The following is a 23,924-nucleotide window of genomic DNA, read 5'->3' as shown; positions in this document are numbered from 1 at the left end:
AATACTTCTAACGCTCAAGAAGAAACATGCCGACGCGTATTGGACATCCGATCTCCACCGTGAGGCGAGGCTTTGGCCGCGCTTCGGCCACAGCGGTGCCGCCGGTCGGACTGAACCCCGAACCCGGCGCGCCACAACCAACCGCAGCGCTCTCGGCCGCGGAGCTCGACCGCAATGTTCGCCATTGCGAGGCGCGAAGCGACGAAGCAATCCGGGGTTTCTTGCATGGCCCCTGGATCGCTTCGCTTCGCTCGCAACGACGGCAGAGAGAGCCCTCTCGCCGCGTCCGCGGGTTGCCTCCGAAAAGCGGCCTGCTTGAAACCCCGGAAAAGCTGAAGTAGCTGTTGTTACAATGACAACAACGTCGTCCAGACGTTCCTCGGGCGATGGGGCCGCACGGCATGGTTTGGCATCCGATGAGAGCTGCGGCCGCGTGCGGTGCAATTCTGCTGACGCTGATCGGCTCGTCATGGACGGGTGTCGCGCGGGCGGAAACGGCCGGCCGTGAGCCCGCCACCGTCAAGCTTTCCGCGACGCAACAGAAGCAGATCGGACTTCAGACGGCCGTGCTGTCGGCGGAATCGCATCCCGAACAGTTTCGCGCCTACGGCACGGTGCTCGATGTCGCCAGGCTGACCGAGCTCACCAACAACTACGCCAACGCCCAGGCTCAATTGCAGACGGCGCAGGCGAAGCTGGATGTCGCCAGGCTCGCCTTCGAGCGTGCCCGCGACCTGGTGCAGTCGGCGGCGATGCCGCGCAAGGAAGCCGAGGCCGCCGAGGGAACGTTCCGCACCGACCAGGCGGCGTTGGCGGCCGCAGAGTCGCAGGTGAAGACCTTGATGGCCACCGCGCGGCAGGAATGGGGCGCGGTGATCGGACGCGGCATCATCGAGCGCTCGCCGCAGGTGGTGCAGCTGATCGAGCGCGAGCAGTTGCTGGTTCAGGTCACGCTGCCGCCGGGCGTGACGCTCGCCGAGCCGCCGCGCGCGGCGTTGGCGCAGGCGCCGACGCGCAATGCGAATATCGACCTGCGCTATCTGTCGCCGGCGACGCGAACGGACCCGCGCATCCAGGGCGTGAGCTATTACTTCGTGGCGTCCGGCGACAGCGGACTGCTGCCCGGCATGAACACGACCGCCTATGTGCCCTCGGGCAAATCGTTCGACGGCGTGTTCGTCGAGGACACCGCCATCGTGCAATGGCAGGGCCGCGCCTGGGTCTATCTGCGCGCCGGCCCGGAGACGTTTAAGCGGCATCCGATCCGCACCGACCAGCCGGTGTCCGACGACGACTATGTCGTGCAGGACATCCCGGCCGGCTCCGAGATCGTCCTGCGCGGCGCGCAGGTGCTGTTGTCGGAGGAAGCCAAGAGCGAGCTGCGCGGCGGCGACGATGATTGAGGGACTTCGTCGTGAGGGCTTCGGCGCGGCCGTGACCGGGCCGCAGGCGGCGCTGATCGCGTTTGCGATCCGCTTCCGCGGCGTGGTGCTGGCGCTCGCCTGCACGATCCTCGGTTATGGCGTGGTCTCGCTCGGCAGCGCCCGGTACGGCGTTTTCCCCGACTTCGCGCCGCCCCAGGTCTCGATCCAGACCGAGGCACCGGGCCTGAGCCCTGAACAGGTCGAGGTGCTGGTCACGCAGGCGATCGAGACGTCGATCAACGGCCTGCCCGGCATCGAGAGCATGCGCTCGTCATCGATCCAGGGCCTCTCGGTGATCTCCGTGATCTTCCAGGCCGGCACCGATGTGTTCACGGCGCGCCAGCTCGTGACGGAGCGGCTCGCGGTAATCGCCTCCAACCTGCCGCAGGGCGTGCGCGCGCCGTCGATGACGCCGCTGGTGCCGGCGGCCGGAACCGTGCTCGCGATCGGGCTGACCTCCGAGCAGCGCTCGCTGATGGACCTGCGTACCATCGCCGACTGGACCGTGAGCCGGCGGCTGCTCGCGGTGCCGGGCGTCGCGCAGGTCACGACCTACGGCCGCGACATCCGCTCGCTGCAGGTGCAGGTGCGCAGCGACGACCTGGTGCGGTTCGGGCTCGGCATGAACGACGTGCTCGCGGCGGCCCGCAAGGCCACCGGCGTGCGCGGCGCCGGCTTCGTCGACACCGCCAACCAGCGTGTCATCCTGCAGACGCAAGGGCAGTCGCTGACGCCCGAGCAGCTGGCGCGCACCGTGCTGCTGCACCAGGCCGGCGCCAGCGTCGTGCTCGGCGACGTCGCCACCGTCGTCAATGCGCCGGAGCCGCCGATCGGCGGCGCGCTGATCAATGGCCAGCCCGGCGTGATGATGATGATCAGCCAGCAATATGGCGCCAACACCCGCAACGTCGCCGCCCGGGTGGAGGCCGCGCTGCAGGAGCTGCGGCCGGCGCTGGAGAGCGACAAGGTCCGGCTGCACGCCGATCTGTTCCGGCCGGCGACCTTCATCGACACCGCGATCGAGAACGTGCTGTTCGCTCTCTCGATCGGCGCCGCGCTGGTCGTGATCGTGCTGTTCCTGTTCCTCTACGACTGGCGAACCTCGGTGATCAGCTGCACCGCGATTCCGCTGTCGCTGTTCTCGGCCGTGCTGGTGCTGCAATGGATGGGACAGAGCCTGGACACGATGACGCTCGGCGGCCTTGCGATCGCGATCGGCGAGGTGGTCGACGATGCCGTGATCGGGGTCGAGAACGTGGTGCGCCGGCTGCGCGAGAACCGCGCTCTGCCGTTACCGCGCCCCGAGGCGCGCGTCGTCTATGACGCCATGCTCGAGGTGCGCAGCGCGGTGGCCTATGCGACCTTCGCGGTGCTGCTGGTATTCGTTCCCATCCTGGCGCTGCCGGGGCTCGCCGGCCGTCTGTTCGGCCCGCTCGGCATCGCCTACATCCTGGCCGTCGTGGCGTCGCTGATCGTGGCGCTGACGGTGACGCCCGCATTGTCGATGATGCTGCTCGCCGGCCGCAAGCCGCGCGCCAGCCGCGAGCCGCCGCTGGTGCGTTGGTCGCGTCGGTATTACGAGCGCCTGCTGCGCGGCTTGAGCCGCTTCCCCAAGCTGGTGACGACGGCTGCGCTGCTGGTAACGATCGGCGGCGCCGCGCTGGTGCCGCTGTTCGGCGGCACCTTCCTGCCCGACCTCAAGGAGGGCCATCTGATCCTCCACGTCTCGACCCTGCCGGGCACCTCGCTCGATGAATCGCTGCGGCTCGGCACCCTGATCGCAGCCGCCCTGCGCGAGGTGCCGGAGGTGCGCAGCGTCGCCCAGCATGCCGGTCGCGCCGAGGCGGGCGTCGACACCGCGGGCACGCATTCCAGCGAGATCGAGGTCGACCTGAAGCCCGGCCTGTCCGGCGACGCCCAGGAGCGCGCCGAGCAGAACATCCGTGCCGCGCTCGCCAACTTCGCCGGCATCAACCTGTCGATTAAGACGTATCTTACCGAGCGCATCGAGGAGACCTTGTCGGGCTTCAATGCCGCGGTCGTCATCAACGTGTTCGGTCCCGACCTCGACGATCTCGAGCGCGCGGCCAACGACATCGCGCGCGAACTCGGCGAGGTCTGGGGCGCGATCGACATCCAGCAGCAGTCGCCGCCCGGCATGCCGCAGGTCAACGTGACCCTGCGCCCGACCGATCTGCAGTCCTGGGGCCTCGACGCGGTGGAAGTGCTGGAGCTGATCCGCACCGCCTATCAGGGCGACGTCGTCGGCCAGGCCTATGAGGGCAACGTCGTCTTCAACGTCATCGTCAAGCTCGATCCCGACGCCAGCGCGCGCCCGACCGAGATCGGCAACATGCCGATCCGGACGCCCAGCGGCGCCTACATCCTGCTGAAGCAGGTCGCCGACGTCTACGGCACGGCCGGACGCTACGTCGTGCTCCATCGCAACGGCCAGCGTGTGCAGACGGTGACGGCGAATGTCGGCGAGCGCGACCTCGAATCCTTCGTGGCGGCCGCCAAACGCAAGATCGCCAAGGAGGTCAAGCTGCCGGCGGGCGCGCATGTCGAGTTCACCGGCGCCGCCGAGGCGCAAGCCAAGTCGCGGCGCGACCTGCTGGTGAACGCGCTGCTGGCGACGATCGGCATCGTGCTCTTGCTGTCGCTGGTCACCGGGCACTGGCGCAACCTCGTGCTGGTGCTGATCAACCTGCCATTTGCCTTCGTCGGCGGCGTGATTGCGGTCGCGCTGACAGGAAGCGTGCTCTCGCTTGGATCGATGGTCGGCTTCGTCACGCTGTTCGGCATCGCGCTGCGCAACTCGATCCTGATGATCTCGCACTACGAGCATCTCGTCAGCAAGGAAGGGCGCTGCTGGGGGCTCGAGACGGCGATCGCCGGTGCCGCCGATCGTCTCGTGCCGATCCTGATGACCTCGCTCGTCACCGGCCTCGGCCTGCTGCCGCTTGCGCTCGGCGCCGGCGAGCCGGGCCGCGAGATCGAAGGGCCGATGGCCATCGTCATCTTGGGCGGTCTGCTGACCTCGATGGTCCTGAACCTGCTGGTGCTGCCGACGCTCGCCCTGCGCTTCGGGCGCTTCGTCGCCGATGTTCCATCGGCGCGCGAGGCAGGCGTTCCGATCACCTGATTCGATCGAAACGCGCAGGCTTGAGCGGCCATTCCGTCTCGCCCATCCGCGCGCCAGGGACGATGTTCTGAAAAAAATAAATGCATTGCGCGTGAACAGAAAGTGTGGTTCTCTTCCACCCATCCCGCCTCGAGCAGAGGGACGGACGCGTCGTCACGAACGTGGGGTGGGGTGCGATGGACGTGGGGGCTGTGCCAGACGAGCACAGGCCGGCACGGACGGAGAAGTCGTGTGGTCCTGATCTCTCGACGCTGAGGTCAAGTCCGCGATCGGTTGCTTGACGGCACGCGCGGGCGATGGGGGCAAGAACGCCGATCCCCAGGGAGAGCACGAAGGACACCGTAACACCATTGCGCGGGGGAGGCCGCTTGGTGGCCCGACCTGTGGTGACTGCCGCCTGCTTTCTTGTCTGCAGGCGGGCCATAGGCCGTGGTCAGCACCCGGCCTTCCCCGCGCCCTCTCGCTTCATGAGGGCTGACGGCCGTAACACCCGGGCACATGCTGCCGCGGGATCGCGAGCGCACGCATGCCGGATCGCAGCGTCACCACATCATCGTTCGGCGGCGGAAAGAGCGAGAACCTCCGTCGCGCTCATCACGCGATGACGAACGACGGCAGCGCCGATAGGGCGCCGTCGCCGTCCTGGTCGAGGGTCTCAGAGTTGCGTCGCGCGCAGCTCGATGGTCACCGGGGTCGAGGTGCGCTTGGTCGCCGGATCGGCCGGCATCTGCAGCACGCGGGCGCGCTGGCCGGCGGCGAGGTCTGTGACCTTGACGATGCGGCCGTTGGAGAATTCGAGCGCGTCGTGGTGCTCGGTCGGCTTGTTGGTGTCGACCTGGCGGAAGCGGGCGAGATGGGCGCCGACCTTGCGGCGGAAGAACAGGCCCTTGATGCGGACGTCGCCCTCGAAGGCGAGCTCGGTGCCCGGACGCAGGCACACCGCGGTCAAGGGATCGTCCTTCGTCGAGAAGCCGCGGGTCTCCGTGCCGGGGAAGCGACAGGAGACCAGCACGTCGTCGATCTTGGCATCACGGGAGGAGACAGTATGGAGGCTGTAGTCACACATGGAAAGCTCCTGAAGGCACCACCAGCACTGAGGCCGCAACGGCGCAGCAGGGAAGTCGTTCCATGATGTTGAACGTCCAGCGCAGTTCCACCGCCCGCGCGACGGGCAGTGGCAGCGCGCGCGGCGCATCAGCTGAGATGCGCGGCCTCTTCGGCGTCTTCTTCCTCGGCGGCGCCCCACTGCGCGGCGTCCTTGATGGTCGGGTCGATCAGCTCCCCGCGCAGCAGCGCCAGCGGCGATGTCCAGTACAGCGCGATGTTGTGAAACGGATCGGTCAACACCTTGAACGCCCAGATCAGGCCGGTCGCGACATCCTGCGTCGCAAACAGCTGGATGACGCGGAAAAGCCCGCCGCCGACGCCGACCGTAAGCCAGAGCACGCCGACGTGACGGACGAACTCCATCCGGCTCGCCGGCACGTCGAACAGCCCGAACATGGTCGGGAAGGCGAACAGCGCCACCGGCACCAGGCCCCACACCGTGAGCAGCACGATCTTGCGGGTCTGATTGTAGCCGACCTTGACCGCTTCCTTGTAGTCGTTGGTGACGTCGTTGACGTGGTCATAGCCGTTCGGCTCGAAGAAGAAGTGCCCGGTCTGCCGCGTCAGCATCGCCAGCCAGCCCACGAGGCCGGCCATCGCCGGATCCTTGAACAGCAGCGCGTAGCAGACCAGGAAGATCACGGCGCTGACCAGGTGCAGCGTCTGATTGACCCGGCTCTGATGATAGTAGCGATAGTCGTCGAAGCGCTGCGTCTGCAGGACCTTGTAGTAGCGCGGCATGCGAATCCCCGTTCGTGTGTGGAACGAGGCGGAGACGTAGAGAGCCTCAGTGAAGGTGGCGTGACATTATGATGTTGTCACAATGAAAGAGGCCGGCTTCAGAGATTATTTGTTGCAGATGCAACAAACTGGCAATTCGTCGCGCCAGACGCATCCGTTCAGCCTCCTCGGCGGCAGGGTCCCGGTCATTGATCCATGTCAAATGCGCGCCATTCTTCCCGATCTGCAACCCTGCACCGCCCATGCAGCCCGCGAATACTTCGCGTTCGCGCCACAAGCACGCCGCGCCCCCTGTCCCCGTTCTTCACACGGGGACAGGGGGCGGGGTGCCTTGTTGTCGCCTGCGTCACCCGCCCGGCGTCCGCGCCAGCCGGATCGCCTCGCTCAACGTCGCGCGGTCGCCGACATGGTTGGCGAGCAGCAGCACCAGCCTCGCGTTCATGCGCAGCGCCTCGTCCTCGCTCAGCTCGCGCTGGCTGCCGATCAGCTCGGCATAGAAGTCGTCGGGATCGCTGATGTTCGGCGTGAGGGTCAGACTCATGCGGCAAGCTCCTGCTGGGCCACGCCGGACCTGCCGCAGGCGCGCCGGACTGCCGCGGCGATCTTGGCCTCCTCGAACTGCGGGAAGCGGGCGGTGACGTATTGATCCGGGCGGAACACATAGGTCGTGCCGGGTGCCGCGCCGTAGCGCTGCGCGAGCAGCCCCTTGGTGTCGGCGATGTCGCGGCCTGCGACGAGCACGCGCGCCACGAGGCCATCAATGCTGGTCTCGTTGGCGGTTACGGTCTCGTCGAACGTCAGCACGGTGAAGCCGGCGCCGAGGCTGTTCAGCAACCAGCCTGGCTGTCCCGCGATCCGCACCGGCGCGTCGGCCGCGTTGGTGCCCGGCGTCATCGCGCCGCTGTCCGGCGCACCGTCGGGCGTGTTCAGCGACGATGCGACATAGGGCGTCGGCGTCGACAGCCGGCCGCTGTTGACCAGCGGCCGCGCAAAGGCGTGATGCTGCGCGAGGTCGAGCACGGCGTCGCGGAAATGCCGACTGACCTGCGTCTTCGGCGTGATGAAGTCGGTGGCGCGGGTCGAGTTCAGGATGTTGTCGTCGGCCGCGTAGGCCCGCTCCTCGTGATAGCTGTCGATCAGGCTTTCCGGCGCCTCGCCGCGCAGCACCAGCGACAGCTTCCAGGCGAGATTGTCGATATCCTGCACGCCGGTGTTGGCGCCGCGGGCGCCGAACGGCGATACCTGATGCGCCGCATCGCCGGCGAACAGCACGCGGCCGTGGCGGAAATTGTCGATGCGCCGGCAGGCGAACTGATAGATCGAGACCCATTCGAGCTCGAACTCCGCGCCGTCGCCGAGCATCGCGCGGATCCGCGGGAGCACGCGCTCGGGCTTCTTCTCCTCGTCGGGATCGGCCTCCCAGCCGAGCTGGAAGTCGATCCGCCAGATGTTGTCGGACTGGCGATGCAGCAGCACCGACTGTCCCCGATGAAACGGCGGATCGAACCAGAACCACCGCTCGGTCGGAAACTCCGCCGTCATCCGGACGTCGGCGATCAGGAAGCGGTCCTGGAAGAACTGGCCCTTGAACTCGGCGCCGACCATCCGGCGGGTGTCGGAATTGGCGCCGTCGCAGGCGATCACCCATTGCGCTTCCATGCTGAAGATGCCGTCCGGCGTCTCCAACGCGAGCACAGCGTGGTCGTCGGTCTGCTTGAGGCTGACCAGCCGGTGCTTCCAGCGCAGGTCGACCAGCGGGCTCCTGCTGCAGGCATCGACCAATATTTCCTCGAGATAGTATTGCTGCAGGTTGATCATCGCCGGCCAGCGATGGTCGGGCTCGGGCAGCAGGTCGAACTGGTAGGACAGCCGGTCGCGGAAAAACACCTTGCCGATGTTCCAGCTCACGCCCTTGTCGACCATCGGCGCGGCGCAGCCGAGCCGGTCCCAGATCTCCAGCGGGCGCTTGGCGTAGCACACGGCGCGGGAGCCGATGCTGACGGTGTCGTTGTCGTCGAGCACCACCACCTTCTGGCCGCGCGCGGCGAGATCGAGCGCGGCGGTGAGGCCGATCGGCCCGGCGCCGATCACGACGACCGGATGGCGGCGGGTCTCGCCGCTCGCCTGCTCGGTCGAGCGGATGTAGGGAAATCTCGGATAGACATAGTTGCTCATGGCGGCCTCGTCTGGCGCGTGACGGGAAGGAACGCTCGTTCAGTCGGCGCTCGCGAATTCCTTCTCGTGCATCCAGGCGGTGTGCCGCGGCGGCTTCTTGGTGGTGGCCCATTCGTCGACCATGGCGTGGGCGACCGACTTCATCCGCGTGATCTGCTCGGGCGTGGCGGTCCACGTCGCGATCTCCAGGCGGTGGCCGCTCGGGTCATGGAAATAGATCGACTTGAAGATGGTGTGGTCGGTGATCCCGACGACCTCGAGCCCGGCGGCCTCTGCGCGCGCCTTGGCTTCTTCCAGCTCGTCCATGTCCTTGACCTGGAAGGCGATGTGCTGGGTCCATTCCGGCGTGTTCGGATCGCGGCCCATCGGCGGCGAGTTCGGCAGTTCGAAGAAGGCGAGGATGTTGCCGTTTCCGGCATCGAGGAAGATGTGCATGTAGGGATCGGGCGCCTTGGTCGAGGGCACCTTGTCCTCGGCGATGGCGCCGAGCAGGTCCATGTTCAGGACCTTCTTGTAGAACTCCACAGTGGCCTTGGCGTCGACGCATCGATAGGCGACGTGATGGATCTTCTCGATCTGCATGATGGTCCTCCCATGATCGTTGTTGGCATGATAGTAACAGATGATACGATCTGGCGGCTTTGATCCAGATCAACCCGGGCGGGGTCGGATTGGCGGTCGCGAGAGACGAGCGGAGAGGGCAGGGGGAGCGATGACGAAGGCGGCCAACGAGACCAGCGACCGGAGGGACGGCGAGGGCGTGCCCGCGCGCGAGCTTCGGCTGCAGCGCTATTTCCCCTATCGGCTGGCGCGGCTCGCCGAGCAGGTGTCGCTGGCGGTGGCGGAGGTCTATGCCGACCGGTTCGCGCTGTCGCGGCAGGAATGGCGGATCCTCGCGGCGCTTGGCGAGCAGCCGCGGCTGCCGACCAAGCAGATCGGCCGGCTGACGACGCTCGACAAGATGAACGTCAGCCGCGCCATGCAGAGCCTGGAGGCCCGCGGCATCGTCAGCCGCAGCCGCGACCCGGAGGATGGCCGCGAGCGGATCGTGACGCTGACGGCCGCGGGGCGGGCGCTGTATCGCAAGATCGTCCCCCATGCGCTGGCGCGAGAGGCCGATCTGCTGGACGCGCTGACCCGGGAGGAAGTCGCCACCCTCAATGCCGTCATCGACAAGCTGCTGGACGCCACGGAGCGGCCGGCATGATGGAGCGCCGCTTCCCGGGGACCTGTGACCGTCAAATACGCGCAAGTCGCGATCCGGCAGCCGCCCGCGCAGCAGCTGGGGTTGGGAACAGGCAAGCCGGCTTTCCAACCCCAGCCGTCATGCCCGCCTTCGCGGGCGATGACAGCGGAGCCCAGGTGACAGCTTGGCCAATACGGACGGAACGAGCATTGGCAGGGGGCGATCGAAGGCTTGATCGACGCCGTCGCCGCGCTATATCGACGGTCTCACCTTCATTGCAAGCACGGGCCAACGCACGACGATGACCGACACCGCCACCGTTAGCCATTCCTTCCAGGCCGAAGTCTCCGAGTTGCTGCACCTGATGGTGCACTCGGTCTACTCCGAGACCGACATCTTTTTACGCGAATTGATTTCGAACGCCTCCGACGCCTGTGACAAGCTGCGCTACGAGGCGATCGCCAGGCCGGAGCTGATCGGCGACGGCGAGCCGCCGCAGATCCGCATCATTCCCGACAAGGCAGCCACCACCCTGACCATCGCCGACAGCGGCATCGGCATGGACCGCCATGAGCTGATCGACCATCTCGGCACCATTGCCCGCTCCGGGACCAAGGCGTTCGTGCAGAAGCTCGCCGAGGCCAAGGACGGCACCGGCCTGATCGGCCAGTTCGGCGTTGGCTTCTACTCCGCCTTCATGGTCGCCGACCGCATCACCGTGATCAGCCGCCGCGCCGGCGGCAGCGAAGTCTGGACCTGGACCTCGTCGGGCGGCGCCGGCTTCGAGGTCGCACCGGCCTCCGAGGAGGACGCCCAGCGGGTCACGCGTGGCACCGAGATCGTGCTGCACCTCAAGGACGACGCCAAGAAATATCTCGAGACTTATGAGATCGAGCGCATCGTCACCGCCTATTCCGACAACATCCAGTTCCCGATCATGCTAGTGCAGGCCGAGGGCGAGCCGCGCCAGATCAACTCGGCGAGCGCGCTGTGGCAGCGGTCGAAGTCGGAGCTGTCGGCCGAAGACTACGCCAAGGCCTACAAGTCGATCGCCAACGCCTTCGACGAACCGGCGATGACGCTGCACTATCGCGCCGAGGGCCGCTACTCCTACGCTGTGCTGCTGTTTGCGCCCTCGACCAAGCCGTTCGACCTGTTCGAGCCGGCGCGCAAGGGCAAGGTCAAGCTCTATGTCCGTCGCGTCTTCATCACTGACGACGCCGATCTGATGCCGGCGTACTTGCGCTTCATCCGCGGCGTGATCGACAGCGAGGATCTTCCGCTGAATCTGTCGCGCGAGATGCTGCAGAACAATCCGCAGCTGGCGCAGATCCGCAAGGCGGTGACGACGCGCGTGATCAGCGAGCTGGAGCAGCTTGCCGAGAAGGACGCGGCCAACTTCGACAAGATCTGGGACGCGTTCGGCGCTGTCATCAAGGAAGGCCTCTACGAGGATTTCGAGCGCCGTGACAAGCTGCTGGCGCTGTCGCGCTTCACGACCACCTCGGGCGAGCGGCGCCCGCTGAAGCAGTATGTCGAGGGGCTCAAGGAGAACCAGACCGAGATCTACTTCCTGGTCGGCGACAGCATCGAGCGGTTGAAGTCCAATCCGCGGCTGGAGGCCGCAAAGGCGCGCGGCGTCGAGGTGCTCTTGCTGACGGATCCGGTCGATGCGTTCTGGACCTCGGCGCGGCTGGAGTTCGACGGCAAGCCGCTGAAGTCGCTGAGCCAGGGCGACATCAATTTCGATCCGATCCCGGTCACCGAGAAAGAGGCCGAGGACGAGGCCAAGCCGGCTGCCGACGAGGCCAACACGATCGCGCTGATCAAGGCGAGCCTCGGTGACCACGTCACCGACGTGAAGGTCTCGACCCGGCTGACCACCAGCGCCTCGTGCCTGGTGGCCGGCAGCCATGGGCCGGACCGCGAGCTGGAGCGCATTCTCTCGCAGCAGGCACGCGGCGCCCGCACCAAGCCGATCCTAGAGATCAACCTGCGCCATCCGCTGGTGGTCGCCGTCGCCAAGGCGGCGGCCGACAAGGCCAAGGTCGACGATCTCTCGTTCCTGCTGCTCGAGCAGGCGCAGATCCTCGACGGCGAACTGCCGGAGGATCCGGCGGCGTTCGCGGCGCGGCTCAACCGGCTCGTGCTGCAGGGCGTGGCCGCGTGAGACGGACTACGGCAGGCGCCGCCGCTATCGGGTGGCGCTCGCCTGCGCGGCGACGATCTTGCGCCAGCGCATCACCTCGGCCCGGTAGGTCGAGGCATAGATCTGACTGTCGCCGGTGATCGGCGTGGCGCCGGCCTCGGTGAATTCCCTGGCGATCGCCGGATCGGCCAGCGCCGCATTGATCTCGCGGTTGAGCAGATCGACGATGGCCTGCGGTGTCCCGCGCGGCGCCGCGACGCCGTAGAAGCCGGAGGTCTCGAACCCCGGCAGAACGTCGGCGACCGGCGGCAGCTGCGGAAAGTTGTCGAGGCGCTCGCGCGTGGAGACGGCCAGGGCGCGGATCTTCCCGCTGCGCAAGAGATCGGTCGCGGAGGCGGTGTTGTCGAACATCGCGTGGATGTGCCCGGAGGCGAGGTCGGTCAGCGCCGGGCCCGAGCCGCGGTAATGGACGACCGACCAGCTGATGCCGCCGAGCATGCGGAACAGCTCGGCCGACAGCTGCTGGACGGTGCCGGGACCGGCGGAGCCGACGCTGAGCTTGCCCGGGTTGGCCTTCGCATAGGCCAGGAACTCGGGCAGCGACTTGACCGGCAGCTCCTTGTTGACGAGGAGCAAGAGCGGCATCCGCGCCATGCCGGCGACGGGCACGAGCTCGCCGTCCGCGTCGGGCGCGGCGCCGGAAGAGGCGTGGATGATGTTGGCGGTCGAGGTCGCCAGTAGCGTGTAGCCGTCAGGCGCGGCATTGGCGACGCTGCGGGTCGCGACGTTGCCGCCGGCACCGGGGCGGTGGTCGAGCACGAAGGACTGGCCGAGCCGCCGGGTCAGCCGGTCGCAGATCAGGAGGGACAGGCGGCCGGTCGCGCCGCCGGGCGCAAAGGGGATGACCCAGGTGACGGGGCGGGCAGGATAGGGAGCTTCGGCTTCCGCCGCCGCAGCCGGTTCCACCGCGGCGATGGCGCTCCAGGCGGCACATTGCAGCAATGCACGTCGGGTGATCGTCGTGTCGTCGGGCATGCCGGCCTTCGCGTTGGCACGTTCAGGGAGATGCAACCTAACCGGTATTTGCGATTACTTCGTAAAAGGCCATATTCGCATGAATCCCGCCAGGCTCTCAGGCGGTTAACCGTTCCGGTTAACCGTCAGTCAGGCGCCGCCGCCTATAACCACGCCGAACTCGAGGCGGTAGCAGTGATGAACATCGAGCGCGCGGATCGGTCTGCGGAACTCATGAGGCCCGCTCCGCGGCCATCCGCAGCAAAGATCTGGCTGAGGGCCATCGAGCTGACCGCGCGCATCGAGGCCGAGCCGACGCGGCTGTTCGCCGATGAGATCGAGGAGTGGGCGGCGAAGCAGCCGGAGCGACCGGCGCTGATCGCCGATCGCGGGACGCTCAGCTATTCCGCGCTGTCCGCGCGCATCAATCAATATGCCCGCTGGGCGCTCGCCCAAGGCATCGGCTCAGGCGAAACCGTTGCGCTGATCATGCCGAGCCGGCCGGACTATCTGGCCGCGTGGCTCGGGATCAGCCGCGTGGGCGGCGTTGTCGCGCTGATCAACACCAACCTCGTCGGCGCCTCGCTCGCGCATTGCATCGACGTGGCCAAGCCGGCGCATGTCATCTTGTCGGATGAGTTGCGGGAGACCTATGCGACTGCCCAAGCGCTGATTTCAGGCACGCCCCCAGTCTGGATACATGGCGGCGATCTCGACGCCGCGCTGGCTCCGATGCACACGCATGCGCTTGATCAGAGCGAGCGATCCGGCGTGACGATCAACGACCGCGCACTTCTAATCTATACGTCCGGCACCACCGGCCTGCCCAAGGCAGCGAGCATCAGCCACCGCCGCATCCTGAACTGGGGCGGCTGGTTTGCGGGGCTTACCGGGGCCAGTCCCGACGATCGCCTTTACGATTGCCTGCCGGTCTATCATTCCGTCGGCGGTATCGTCGCGCCCTGCAGCATGCTGCGCGCCGGCGGAACCGCGGTTCTGGCTGAGAAGTTCTCGGTGCGTCAGTTCTGGCGCGATATCGTCCGCCATGATTGCACGCTGGTGCAATATATCGGCGAGCTTTGCCGCTATCTGCTGGCGGCACCTGCGTCGGATCTCGATCGAGCACATCACTTGCGGCTGGCTTGCGGCAATGGCCTGCGCGGCGACGTCTGGAAGGCGTTCCAGACGCGCTTTGCGATCCCGCAGGTGCTGGAATTCTATGCGGCCACCGAGGGCAACTTCTCGCTTTACAATGTCGAAGGGAAAGTGGGCTCGGTCGGTCGCGTGCCGTCGCTGCTCGCGCATCGCTTTCCGGCGTCGCTCATCCGGCTCGACGAGGACCGTCGCGCGCCTCTGCGCGGGCCCGATGGACTATGCCTGCCATGTTCGCGCGGCGAGATCGGCGAGGCCATCGGGCGCATCGGCAAGGCCGACGACGGCGGCGGTCGCTTCGAGGGCTACACGGATAGCGCGGAGACCGAGAAGAAGATCTTGCGCAATGTCTTCGCCCCGGGCGACGCGTGGTTCCGCACCGGCGATCTGATGCGCCAGGACGAGCAGGGCTTCTTCTACTTCGTCGACCGCGTCGGCGACACCTTCCGCTGGAAAGGCGAAAACGTCGCGACCAGCGAGGTCAACGAAGCCATTTTGCAATGCCCGGGGGTCGCGGAAGCCTCGACCTACGGTGTCGCAGTGCCGGGCACCGATGGTCGGGCCGGCATGGCGGCGCTCGTCGTCACGGAGGATTTCGATCTTGCAAGGTTGTCGTCCGAGCTTGCGCGCCGATTGCCGGCCTATGCGCAGCCGGTCGCGCTGCGCATCACGCCCTCGCTGCAGTCCACCGAAACGTTCAAGCAGAAGAAACAGCAGCTGATGCACGACGGCTTCGATCCCTCGGTCGTTTCAGCGCCAATGTACATGCGCGATGCCGCTACTGGAGCCTACCGCCCGCTCGACGCCGCCCTCTATGCGCAGATCGCGACCGGAGAGATCCGCTTGTAGATGATTTTAATCATAGGCGACGCGGTGCATTTACCAGTGGTCTCGAAACGTATCGCGAAGGTCCGGGTTCCTTCACCATCTCGCTCTAGGGTCGAGTTTATCGTTTGAACAATGACGGAATTCGCCATGTCGGTACGGTTAAGAATCATTGCAGCGATCAAGCAGATTGCCGAGGAGCAGAAGGTCAAGCTGCCGCCGCTCACCGATGAGCTCACCCTGCACGAGACCGGATTCGACTCGCTCGCCTTCGCGATCCTGGTCGCCCGTCTCGAGGACGATCTCGGCGTCGATCCGTTCACCCTGTCTGAAGAGGTCACGTTCCCCAACACGATCGGCGACTTCATCAGGGCTTATGAGAATGTCCCCGCGTGAGGTCTTTGCGCTGCGCGACCATCTCGGCACTGACCTGACCGAGCGGACCATTTCGGATCCGCGTCACGTCGTCGGGCTGGCCGAGCTGTCGCGCAAAAGCTGTCTCGGCGGCCGCATCGGCGAGCTCGACGGCCGCTCGGTGCTGGTCGCAACCTCCGGCCAGCTGCTGGCGGGCTTGGCCTTGGTCGAGATCGACGGCGTGGCCCGGCGCATGCTGCTGTGCCCGCCGGATCTGAAGAGCGAGCATCTGACCAGCATCATCGCGGACGCCGGAATTGATGCTGTGGTCACCGACGAGCCGGAACGCTTCGCAGATTGCGGGATCGATCGCGTGGTCCTGGTCGGGCTGCCGCAGCCCGTCGCATGCATGGCGCAGACGGTGCGGGCGACCGAATGGCTGATGCTGACGTCGGGAACGTCGGGCGTTCCGAAGATCGTCGGCCACACGCTGGATGGCCTATGCGGCGCCATCATCGGCGATCGACCGGCCCCTGGCGATGCGCTTCCGGTGTGGGCGACGTTCTACGACATCCGCCGCTATGGCGGACTGCAGATCTTTCTCCGCGCGATCGTCGGCGGCGGCTCCATGGTGCTGTCCGATCCGGGCGAGGCGCTGTCCGATCACGTCGCGCGTCTGAATGCGAGCGGAGTCTCGCACATCTCTGGCACGCCGTCGCATTGGCGCAAGCTGCTGATGAGCGGCTCGGCCGAGCAATTCGCTCCGCGTTATGTGCGGCTGTCGGGCGAGATCGCCGACCAAGCCGTGCTCGACGGTCTGAAGCAGGCGTTCCCGAATTCCTCGATCGGACACGCCTATGCCTCGACGGAAGCGGGAGTCGGCTTTGCTGTCAATGACGGACTGGAGGGCTTTCCCGCCACGCTGCTCGGCGAGGGCCTCGGTGCCGTTGACATGAAGATCGTCGACGGATCGTTGCGCATCCGCTCCAAGCGTGCGGCGCATGCCTATGTCGGGCGCGCCGCGGCGGCGCTGACCGACGCCGACGGCTATGTCGACACCGGCGACATGGTTGAGCTGCGTGGCGATCGCTACTACTTCGTCGGACGGCGCAACGGCATCATCAATGTCGGCGGCCTGAAGGTGCATCCCGAGGAGATCGAGGCCGTGATCAATGGCCATCCGGCCGTCCGGATGTCGCGCGCGAAATCGCGCCGCAGCCCGATCACCGGCGGCATCGTCGTAGCCGAGGTCGTCCTGACGGCGGACGGCGATCCGGCGCGCGCCGACGCTGTTCGCAACGAGATCCTCGCCGAGTGCCGCGCGCGTCTCGCGGCCCACAAGGTGCCGGCGATGCTCCGCTTCGTGCCGGCGCTCGACGTCACTCCGGCCGGCAAGCTGGCGCGCACCGATGCGTAACGTCCTGGTCACCGGTGGAAGCCGCGGCATCGGACTTGCGATCGCCCGCAGGCTCGCCGGCGCGGGCTTTGATGTGATCGCGGTCGCCCGACGCGAGAGCGAGGAACTGCGCGCGGCCGTCGCCGAATTCAGCGCGAGCAGCGCCGGCATCCATTTCCGCGCCTGCGACCTCAGCGCGGTCGATGCGATCCCGGCCTTCGTGAAGTCGGTACGCGACGAGTTCGGCCCGCTCTATGGCCTCGTCAACAATGCCGGCATCGGGACCGAGGGCCTGCTCGCGACCATGCACAATTCGGAGATCGAGGGCCTCGTGCGCCTCAATGTGCTGGCGCCGATGATCCTGACCAAATACGTCGTGCGGCACATGATGGCCGCGGGCGAGGGGCGTATCGTCAACATCTCCTCGATCATCGCGAGCACCGGCTATAACGGCCTGTCCGTCTACGGCGCCACCAAGGCGGCGGCCAACGGCTTCACCCGATCGCTGGCGCGCGAGGTCGGCAAGGTCGGCATCACCGTGAACGCGATCGCGCCGGGCTTCATCGCCACCGAGTTGACGCAAAGCATGGACGAGTCGCAGCAGCAGCGCATCGCCGGCCGCAGCGCGCTGCGTAGGTTGCCCGAGACCTCGGACGTCGCCGCGATGGTCGAGTTCCTGCTCGGCGAGGGCGGGCGCAACGTCACCGGCGCGGTGCTGACCGTCGATGCGGGCAATACCGCCTGACGCGATGATCCGCCGCATCAGCGTTGATTTCGCTCAAGCGTCCGAGGCGCGGTCGCGGCGATAGTGCCGGCGCAATCCGGATCTGATCGCCATGTTCGAACGCATCCTGCGATGGACCCTCGTCGCAATCGCCGTCGCGGGCCTCGCCGCGGGCGGCCTTGCGTATGCGGTCGGCCGATCCGAGCTTGCCGGGATCGCCTTCACCGCCTCCACCGTTCCGGTCATCGCCGGCCTGATCGTCTCGATCGTCCGCGATGTCCTGGCCGGCCGTGTCGGCGTCGACGCGATCGCGCTGGTGTCGATGAGCGCGGCCATCGTGCTCGGCGAGCCGCTGGCGGGCGCCGTGGTGGCGCTGATGTATTCCGGCGGGAACGTGCTCGAGGACATCGCGGTCGCGCGTGCCGAGCACGATCTGCGCGCACTGGTCGACCGGGCGCCACGCCTGGCGCACCGCTGGCGGGATGATCGCATCGAGGATGTCGAGGTCGCCGACGTCGCCGTTGGCGACCGGCTGATGGTCCGGGCCGGCGAGATCGTACCGGTGGACGGCGTGGTCGAGACGGTCCTGGCGGTGATCGATGAATCGGCGCTGACGGGCGAGCCGATCCCAGTGTCGAAGACGCGGGGCATGGCGATCCTGTCGGGCTCGCTGAACACCGGTGAGACGTTCGAGCTGTCGGTTACCGCGACCGCGGGGGAGAGCACCTATGCCGGCATCGTCAAGCTGGTGACCGCGGCGCAGACCGCGAAGGCGCCGTTCGTGCGACTCGCCGATCGCTATGCGCTGATCTTCCTGCCGGTGAGCCTGGCGATCGCAGCCGCGGCCTGGTTTGCCTCCGGCGATTTGATCCGGGCCCTTGCGGTGATGGTCGCTGCGACGCCGTGTCCGCTGATCCTGGCGGCGCCGGTTGCCTTTATCGCCGGGGTGGCGCAGGCCGCGCGCAGCGGCATCCTGGTGAAGGGCGGCGGCAAGCTGGAAGCGCTCGCGCGGGCGCATACCGTGCTGTTCGACAAGACCGGCACGTTGACCGTCGGCGGTGCGCGGTTGCTCTCTGTGGAGGCGGCGCCCGGCGAGGATGCTGACAGCGTGCTGCTGCTCGGCGCCTCGCTGGAGCAGGCCTCCCACCATGTCCTGGCGCATGCCATTGTCGAGGCCGGCCAGGCCCGAGGGCTCAAGCTCAAGGTCCCGGAGCGTGTCAGGGAGGCGATGGGCTCGGGCCTCGAGGGCGTCATCGACGGCCGCCGCATCAGCGCCGGTTCGCCTGACCTGATCCTCGGCAATCACGCCCCGCCGCCGTGGGCCGGACGCGCCATCCGCCGCGCGTCCTGGCGCTCGGCGCTGATCGTGCTCGTCGCCGTCGATGGCAAACCGATCGGCGCGCTGTTGCTGGCAGATGAATTGCGCGCCGACACGCCGCGCGCGATCCGCTGGCTGCGCGAGGCCGGTATCGCCCGCATGGTCATGGTGACCGGCGACCGCGCCGCTGCAGCGCAGGCGATCGGCGCGGCGCTCGATCTCGATGCGGTTCTGGCCGATCGCGTGCCATCGGATAAGGTCGATGCCGTCAGGAGCGAGCAGCGGCTTCACCCGACCATCATGGTTGGCGACGGCATCAACGATGCGCCGGCGCTCGCCTCGGCCGATGTCGGCATCGCGCTCGGCGCCCGCGGCGCCAGCGCCTCGTCGGAGGCGGCTGATGTGGTCATTCTCGCCGACCGGCTCGATCGCGTCGGTGAGGCGATCGTGATCGCGCAGCGTGCGCGGAGGATCGCGCTGGAGAGCATCATCGCCGGCATGGCGCTGTCATTCATCGCGATGGGCGCCGCGGCATTCGGCTTGCTGCAGCCGGTGCCTGCTGCGCTGGTGCAGGAGGCGATCGATGTCGCCGTGATCCTCAACGCGCTGCGGGCGCTGCTGCCGGCCGGCCGGGCGCGGACGGGCCGGATCACGGTGGAGGACGGTCAGGGCCTGCGGCACGATCATCAGGCGCTGCTGCGCGGACTGGATCGGCTGCGCGCGATCGTCGATACGCTCGATGAGGCCCCGCCGGAGCGAGCGGTGTCGCTGATCGTCGAAGCCAATGCCGTTGTGCAAGACCAGGTCGTCGCACATGAGCGCGATGACGAAGGCTCGGTCTATCCGCGGCTGGCTCGGCTGCTGCAGGACAGCCACGGCCTGTCCGCGATGAGCCGGGCGCATCGCGAGATCCTGCATCTGGCGCGCCTGCTTGGGCGGGTGGTCGAGGACCTGCCGTCCGAGAAGGTCGACCGCTATCTGATCCGCGATGCCCAGCGGGTGATCGAGGCAATCGAGACGCTGGTGCGCATGCATACCGCGCAGGAGGACGACATCTACGAGGCCGTGGCGGCGCGCTCGGCCGCTTGATTTGGCGCAAGTCGGACCACAATGATCGGTATCATAATCATTCTAAAGAATGAAGCCTGATGGTGTGGGACGGGGGCTGCTGGACCAAGCGGCGATTGCGCCTCCGATAGTATCATGCGCGACGAGAGTGCGAGATACGAATTCAATCCCAACGCTCTCCTGGGACAGCCGAGCAACGGTATCGTACTCGAGCGATACCAGAAGGGGAGCCGGATCTTTGTTCAGGGTGACTCTGCTGACTCGATCGGCTTCCTACGAGCGGGAACGGCAAAGGCTACGACACTATCTGCGGTCGGCAAGGAAGCGATTGTCGCGATCCTGAGGCCGGGCCAGTTCTTTGGCGAGGCTTGCCTGCGGGGATCAACCCTGCGAACCTCAACGGTGGTCGCGTTAGAGGACTGCCAAGTCACGTTGATCACCAGGCAAAGAATGCTGGCGCTGCTACATGACGAGCCGAGCTTCTTGGACTTCTTCCTCGCATATCTGCTGTCGCGCAACGATCGGCTGGAAGGAGATCTGATCAATCAGCTACTCCACTCGGCCGAGCAGCGGCTGGCGCGCGTGTTACTATTGCTCGCCGGGTTCGCCCAAGAAGATGATCAACCGATTACTGTTTCTCTCAGTCAAGAGTCTCTCGCGGAGATGGTCGGCACGACCCGGTCGCGGGTTTCGACCTTCATGAACAGGTTTCGCGAAAAGGGGTTCATCAGCTACGACAGCCGCGGGCGCCTCCAGGTCTATACGGCGCTGCTGCTATCGGTGCTCGCAGGCTAGAGCAGCCGGTAGCAATGGATCATCGATGGGACGGCGCCTCATGGCGTCAGCTATTCGAGAGTGCTGACATAGGCAGCGACCTGCTTGATCTGGACCTCGGTCAGATTGTGGGCGATCGGCGCCATGATCTCCGAGCTGTCGGGCTTGGTCTTGTCCAGGCCGCGCTCCTTGCTCCAGTTGGTCAGCTTTGTCAGGATATAGTCGGGCAACTGGCCGGCCAGACGCGGGACGGCGCCAGATCCCTTGCCGTCCGCGCCATGGCAGGTCGCGCAAGCGGGAACTTCCGCGCTGAGCACGCCATCAGTGAAGATCTGTCGCCCCGCGGCAATTCTCGTCTTGTCACCTCCGCCGAGTGGCTTCGGGTTCAAATTCAGAAAATAGGAGGTCAAGGCCTTCAAAATGTCCGGGCTCAAACTGTGCGCGACGTTGAACATGATGGGATTGGTTCGCCGCCGCTCGTTGAAGGCCCGCAACTGGTTCTCGATATATTCTGGCTGCTGTCCGGCAAGGCGCGGCATCGGATAGCTTCCTCGAAATCCTTCGGCCTGCAAGCCATGGCAGGTCTTGCAGTAGGTGACCTTGGCGTCCAACTCCGCCTTAGAGACGCTCCCCCCCTCCGCAGCCTGTCCTGATCCGCAGCCGATGACGAGGACAACGGCCGGAGCCGTTCGCTTCAACCAATTCGCCAGCATAACGCCATCCCCTCGAAGATATCTCGCGCGCGTCTTACACCCGCTTGCATCTCTTGTTGCAGGAACACCTCACATCAAAGCAATCCGATTTGCTGTTCTGTTTTGAACAGTCGCCGTTCCATTGCGCATCTATCTCAACCCTCAAGTTCATTGTGAGTGCTCGCCTCGCTTCGGGGCGGGAAGGGGGCTCGATGCAAATGCGGTGGATTCGCATCTCGCAGTTGCAACGTCACTCGGGACGTCTGTCGCTCATCGCCGCGAAAATCGTTGCGCTTGCCATCGCGCTGATGGTCGTCGATGGCAACTCACCAGCCCTGTCCCTGCCGAGCTTCGCACGCCAGACCGGCCAGCCCTGCGGGACATGTCACACCGATTTTCCGGCGCTCACGCCATTCGGCCGACGCTTCAAGCTGATGGGCTATACCACCGGCGGCGGTGAGTATCAGACCACGCCGTTCTCCTCGAAGGGAGCGCGCGACGCACGCGCAGAGTTGGACAAGCTGCGCGGCTACGCGCAGTCGACCTTGAGTCAAGACTCTGCAGAGCAGCCCAAGGGATGGGTTCCGCCGATCTCCTTCATGGCCGTTACCGGCTTCACGCACACGCAAGTGCCGTCCGTCGCTCCGCCGACTGATCCGTACAGTGCGAACGACAATTTCGTGCTGTCGCAGTTCAGCGGCTTCTGGGGCGGCGCGATCACCGATCATGTCGGAGCCTTCGTGCAAGTGACGCGTTCGGCGCCAGATCCGGCGTCGGCCTTCAGCGGGACGCCGTCCGATCAGTTCAAGCACACCTGGTCCTGGGACAACGCCGACTTTCGCTACGCAAGGACTGCGAGCGTCGGGCCTCTTGATCTCGTGTTCGGTATCACCGCCAACAACAATCCATCGGTCCAGGATCTCTGGAATACGACGCCGGCGTGGTCGTTTCCCTATGTCAGTTCATCGCTCGCTAACACCCCGGGCGCCAGTACTGTGCTGGAGGGAACGTTTGCCCAGCGTGTCGGCGGCATCGGCACGTACGCGATGATCAATGATCTGCTCTATCTCGAACTGACGGCCTACAAGACGCTTGGCTTCAATGCGCAGAACTCGCTCGGCCTGAATCCCTTCGACGGGCCGGGACTGGTGGGACGCGTCGCGCCTTACTGGCGCGTTGCACTCGAACCGCATTGGGGACGGCATTCGCTGATGGTCGGGACATTCGGAATGTATTCCGAGATACACCCGTGGCTGGACCCGACTTTCGCTGCCGGATCGACCGCGGTCGATACGCTGGCCGATAGGTTCACCGATATCGGATTCGACAGCCAATATCAGTACCAGGGCGACAATTTCTGGTTCACCCTGCGCGGCAGCTTCATTCGAGAGTATCAGCGGCTTGACTCGACGTGGGCCAGCACGACCGCCGCATTCAACGCCGATCCTGTCAACAATCCGCTGCCGTCGAACCCGACCAACGTGTTGAACAGCCTGAAGCTGCAGAGCTCGCTGGCATTTGGTGCCGACAATCGCGTCGTGCTCACTGGACAGTACTTCAACGTCTGGGGGACCGCCGACCCGAACAGATACGGGGTCGATGCGAACGGCCTGGCGCTCACGCCGAACAGCAACGGCTGGATTGCGGAGATCGCCTACATTCCGTTCGGCGCGAGCAAGTCGCCGCTATGGCCCTGGTCCAACGCGCGAATCGGTTTGCAGTACACGTACTACAACAAGTTCAACGGCACCACGGTCGGCGCCCAGGACAACAACACCCTTTTCCTGCACGCATGGTTCGCGTTCTAGGCGGGAACGAGAGCGTATGGAGAGCCTGTCATGAGCAAACGTCTGGTCTGCCTCGGAGGAGTCGTGGCCGTCTTGATCCCGGGCGGTTCTGTGTTTGCCGCCGATCTTCCGGTGAAGGCGCCGACGTTTGCCGAGCGGTTCGCTTGGTCGGGCTGCCATCTCGGTCTGCATCTCGGAGGTGCTTGGGCGAGCAATTCCATCACCGATCCAGTGCTGCTGGTGCAGGACAATGGAAATCTTGGCGGACCGGGATTCACGACCGTGGGGACGACGGTCAAGACGGGCCAGAGCGGCGGCATTGCCGGGGGCCAGATCGGCTGTGACTATCAGTTCCCGTCCAGCGTCGTCGTTGGCGCGGAGTTCTCTGCCTCTGGTGCTGCCCTGAATGGATCCCGGACCTTTGCGCTGCCCGACAGTCCTCCGGACATCGCGCAAGCGAAGATCAAGACCGATTTCATCACCGACCTGACCGCGAGAGCCGGTTACGCAGTCGATCACTGGCTGTTTTACGCCAAGGGCGGCGTTGCCTGGGCCAGCACGAAATACAGCGTGACCGGTGGCTTCACCAACGCGGGCGCGAATCCTGCAATTGCATTCGACTTCGAGGGGCTGAGCGTCCGTACCGGATGGACGGCCGGGGCGGGCGTCGAATGGGCCTTCGCGCAGGATTGGTCGGCGAGGTTCGAGTACGACTATTACGATTTCGGCACCCGCGCGGTGAACATGGTCGATGTTCTGAACGGCAATGCCGCAGCCGGCCCATTGAGCTTCAAGACGTCGGTTCAGACGGTCAAAGTCGGAGTCAATTTCCATGTCGGAGGGGCTGGTCTCTAGGCGGCGGCGAACGGGCGGGTGTGACGATCAGGCGACGC

19 protein-coding genes are annotated in these 23,924 nt (G+C 66.0%); 12 read left to right on the top strand and 7 right to left on the bottom strand.

The window, feature by feature from the left end; all coding sequences use genetic code 11:
* Window positions 1-401 precede the first annotated feature (401 nt).
* The gene (locus tag BRADO_RS29285; RefSeq protein WP_041757111.1) at window positions 402-1,403 is read left to right on the top strand and encodes a multidrug transporter; all 1,002 of its coding nucleotides are present in this window, start codon (window positions 402-404) and stop codon (window positions 1,401-1,403) included.
* Complete coding sequence (locus BRADO_RS29280) at window positions 1,396-4,569, top strand: efflux RND transporter permease subunit (RefSeq protein ID WP_012029824.1); 3,174 nt, start codon at window positions 1,396-1,398, stop codon at window positions 4,567-4,569. Before BRADO_RS29285 ends, BRADO_RS29280 begins: the two co-directional genes overlap by 8 nt.
* Window positions 4,570-5,224: 655 nt before the next feature.
* On the opposite strand, the gene BRADO_RS29275 is transcribed toward BRADO_RS29280, so the two are convergent.
* The 5 genes from BRADO_RS29275 to BRADO_RS29255 form a co-directional block, all read right to left on the bottom strand.
* A complete protein-coding gene (locus BRADO_RS29275; protein ID WP_012029823.1) occupies window positions 5,225-5,635 on the bottom strand; it encodes a hypothetical protein in 411 nt (136 codons plus the stop codon).
* 128 nt (window positions 5,636-5,763) lie between these two features.
* A complete protein-coding gene (locus tag BRADO_RS29270; RefSeq protein WP_012029822.1) occupies window positions 5,764-6,417 on the bottom strand; it encodes a membrane protein in 654 nt (217 codons plus the stop codon).
* A 346-nt stretch (window positions 6,418-6,763) separates the two neighbouring features.
* The gene (locus BRADO_RS29265; RefSeq protein WP_012029821.1) at window positions 6,764-6,958 is read right to left on the bottom strand and encodes a DUF2783 domain-containing protein; all 195 of its coding nucleotides are present in this window, start codon (window positions 6,956-6,958) and stop codon (window positions 6,764-6,766) included.
* A complete protein-coding gene (locus BRADO_RS29260; RefSeq protein WP_012029820.1) occupies window positions 6,955-8,592 on the bottom strand; it encodes an FAD-dependent oxidoreductase in 1,638 nt (545 codons plus the stop codon). The genes BRADO_RS29265 and BRADO_RS29260 overlap by 4 nt, the downstream gene beginning before the upstream one ends.
* 39 nt (window positions 8,593-8,631) lie before the next feature.
* Window positions 8,632-9,174 (bottom strand): VOC family protein, encoded by a 543-nt coding sequence (locus tag BRADO_RS29255; RefSeq protein ID WP_012029819.1) that lies wholly within the window; start codon window positions 9,172-9,174, stop codon window positions 8,632-8,634.
* A gap of 130 nt (window positions 9,175-9,304) precedes the next feature.
* On the opposite strand from BRADO_RS29255, the gene BRADO_RS29250 reads away from it, so the two are divergent.
* Together BRADO_RS29250 and htpG are read left to right on the top strand one after the other, a co-directional pair.
* Window positions 9,305-9,799, top strand: coding sequence for a MarR family winged helix-turn-helix transcriptional regulator (locus tag BRADO_RS29250; RefSeq protein WP_012029818.1), 495 nt, complete (start codon window positions 9,305-9,307; stop codon window positions 9,797-9,799).
* 280 nt (window positions 9,800-10,079) lie between these two features.
* Window positions 10,080-11,948 (top strand): molecular chaperone HtpG, encoded by a 1,869-nt coding sequence (htpG, locus tag BRADO_RS29245; protein ID WP_012029817.1) that lies wholly within the window; start codon window positions 10,080-10,082, stop codon window positions 11,946-11,948.
* 24 nt (window positions 11,949-11,972) lie between these two features.
* Here the strand turns inward: htpG and BRADO_RS29240 are convergent, their stop codons facing one another.
* Entirely contained in the window at window positions 11,973-12,962 is a 990-nt protein-coding gene (locus BRADO_RS29240) for a tripartite tricarboxylate transporter substrate binding protein (protein WP_012029816.1), read from the bottom strand.
* Window positions 12,963-13,139: 177 nt separating this feature from the next.
* Between BRADO_RS29240 and BRADO_RS29235 the strand changes: the two genes are divergently transcribed.
* From BRADO_RS29235 to BRADO_RS29210, 6 genes are all read left to right on the top strand, one after another.
* Window positions 13,140-14,942, top strand: coding sequence for a long-chain-acyl-CoA synthetase (locus BRADO_RS29235; protein WP_012029815.1), 1,803 nt, complete (start codon window positions 13,140-13,142; stop codon window positions 14,940-14,942).
* 126 nt (window positions 14,943-15,068) lie between these two features.
* Window positions 15,069-15,314, top strand: a complete 246-nt coding sequence (locus tag BRADO_RS29230) for an acyl carrier protein (RefSeq protein ID WP_006611415.1) — start codon at window positions 15,069-15,071, stop codon at window positions 15,312-15,314.
* Window positions 15,301-16,689, top strand: a complete 1,389-nt coding sequence (locus BRADO_RS29225; protein ID WP_012029814.1) for a class I adenylate-forming enzyme family protein — start codon at window positions 15,301-15,303, stop codon at window positions 16,687-16,689. The genes BRADO_RS29230 and BRADO_RS29225 overlap by 14 nt, the downstream gene beginning before the upstream one ends.
* Entirely contained in the window at window positions 16,682-17,413 is a 732-nt protein-coding gene (locus BRADO_RS29220; RefSeq protein WP_012029813.1) for an SDR family NAD(P)-dependent oxidoreductase, read from the top strand. Before BRADO_RS29225 ends, BRADO_RS29220 begins: the two co-directional genes overlap by 8 nt.
* A gap of 91 nt (window positions 17,414-17,504) precedes the next feature.
* Complete coding sequence (locus BRADO_RS29215; RefSeq protein WP_012029812.1) at window positions 17,505-19,799, top strand: heavy metal translocating P-type ATPase; 2,295 nt, start codon at window positions 17,505-17,507, stop codon at window positions 19,797-19,799.
* 114 nt (window positions 19,800-19,913) lie between these two features.
* Window positions 19,914-20,573, top strand: a complete 660-nt coding sequence (locus tag BRADO_RS29210) for a Crp/Fnr family transcriptional regulator (protein WP_012029811.1) — start codon at window positions 19,914-19,916, stop codon at window positions 20,571-20,573.
* A 50-nt stretch (window positions 20,574-20,623) separates the two neighbouring features.
* Here the strand turns inward: BRADO_RS29210 and BRADO_RS29205 are convergent, their stop codons facing one another.
* On the bottom strand, window positions 20,624-21,265 hold the full coding sequence (locus tag BRADO_RS29205; RefSeq protein WP_012029810.1) for a c-type cytochrome: 642 nt from the start codon (window positions 21,263-21,265) through the stop codon (window positions 20,624-20,626).
* Window positions 21,266-21,321: 56 nt separating this feature from the next.
* Here BRADO_RS29205 and BRADO_RS29200 point away from each other — a divergent pair, with 56 nt between their 5' ends.
* Complete coding sequence (locus BRADO_RS29200) at window positions 21,322-23,052, top strand: cytochrome C (protein WP_244422917.1); 1,731 nt, start codon at window positions 21,322-21,324, stop codon at window positions 23,050-23,052.
* A gap of 30 nt (window positions 23,053-23,082) precedes the next feature.
* A complete protein-coding gene (locus BRADO_RS29195; protein ID WP_012029808.1) occupies window positions 23,083-23,886 on the top strand; it encodes an outer membrane protein in 804 nt (267 codons plus the stop codon).
* Window positions 23,887-23,924 lie beyond the last annotated feature (38 nt).

It is taken from the genome of Bradyrhizobium sp. ORS 278, assembly GCF_000026145.1.
Classification (GTDB): domain Bacteria; phylum Pseudomonadota; class Alphaproteobacteria; order Rhizobiales; family Xanthobacteraceae; genus Bradyrhizobium.
Note: the sequence above shows the minus strand (reverse complement) of the source record. Positions and strands in the feature narration are given on the sequence as shown.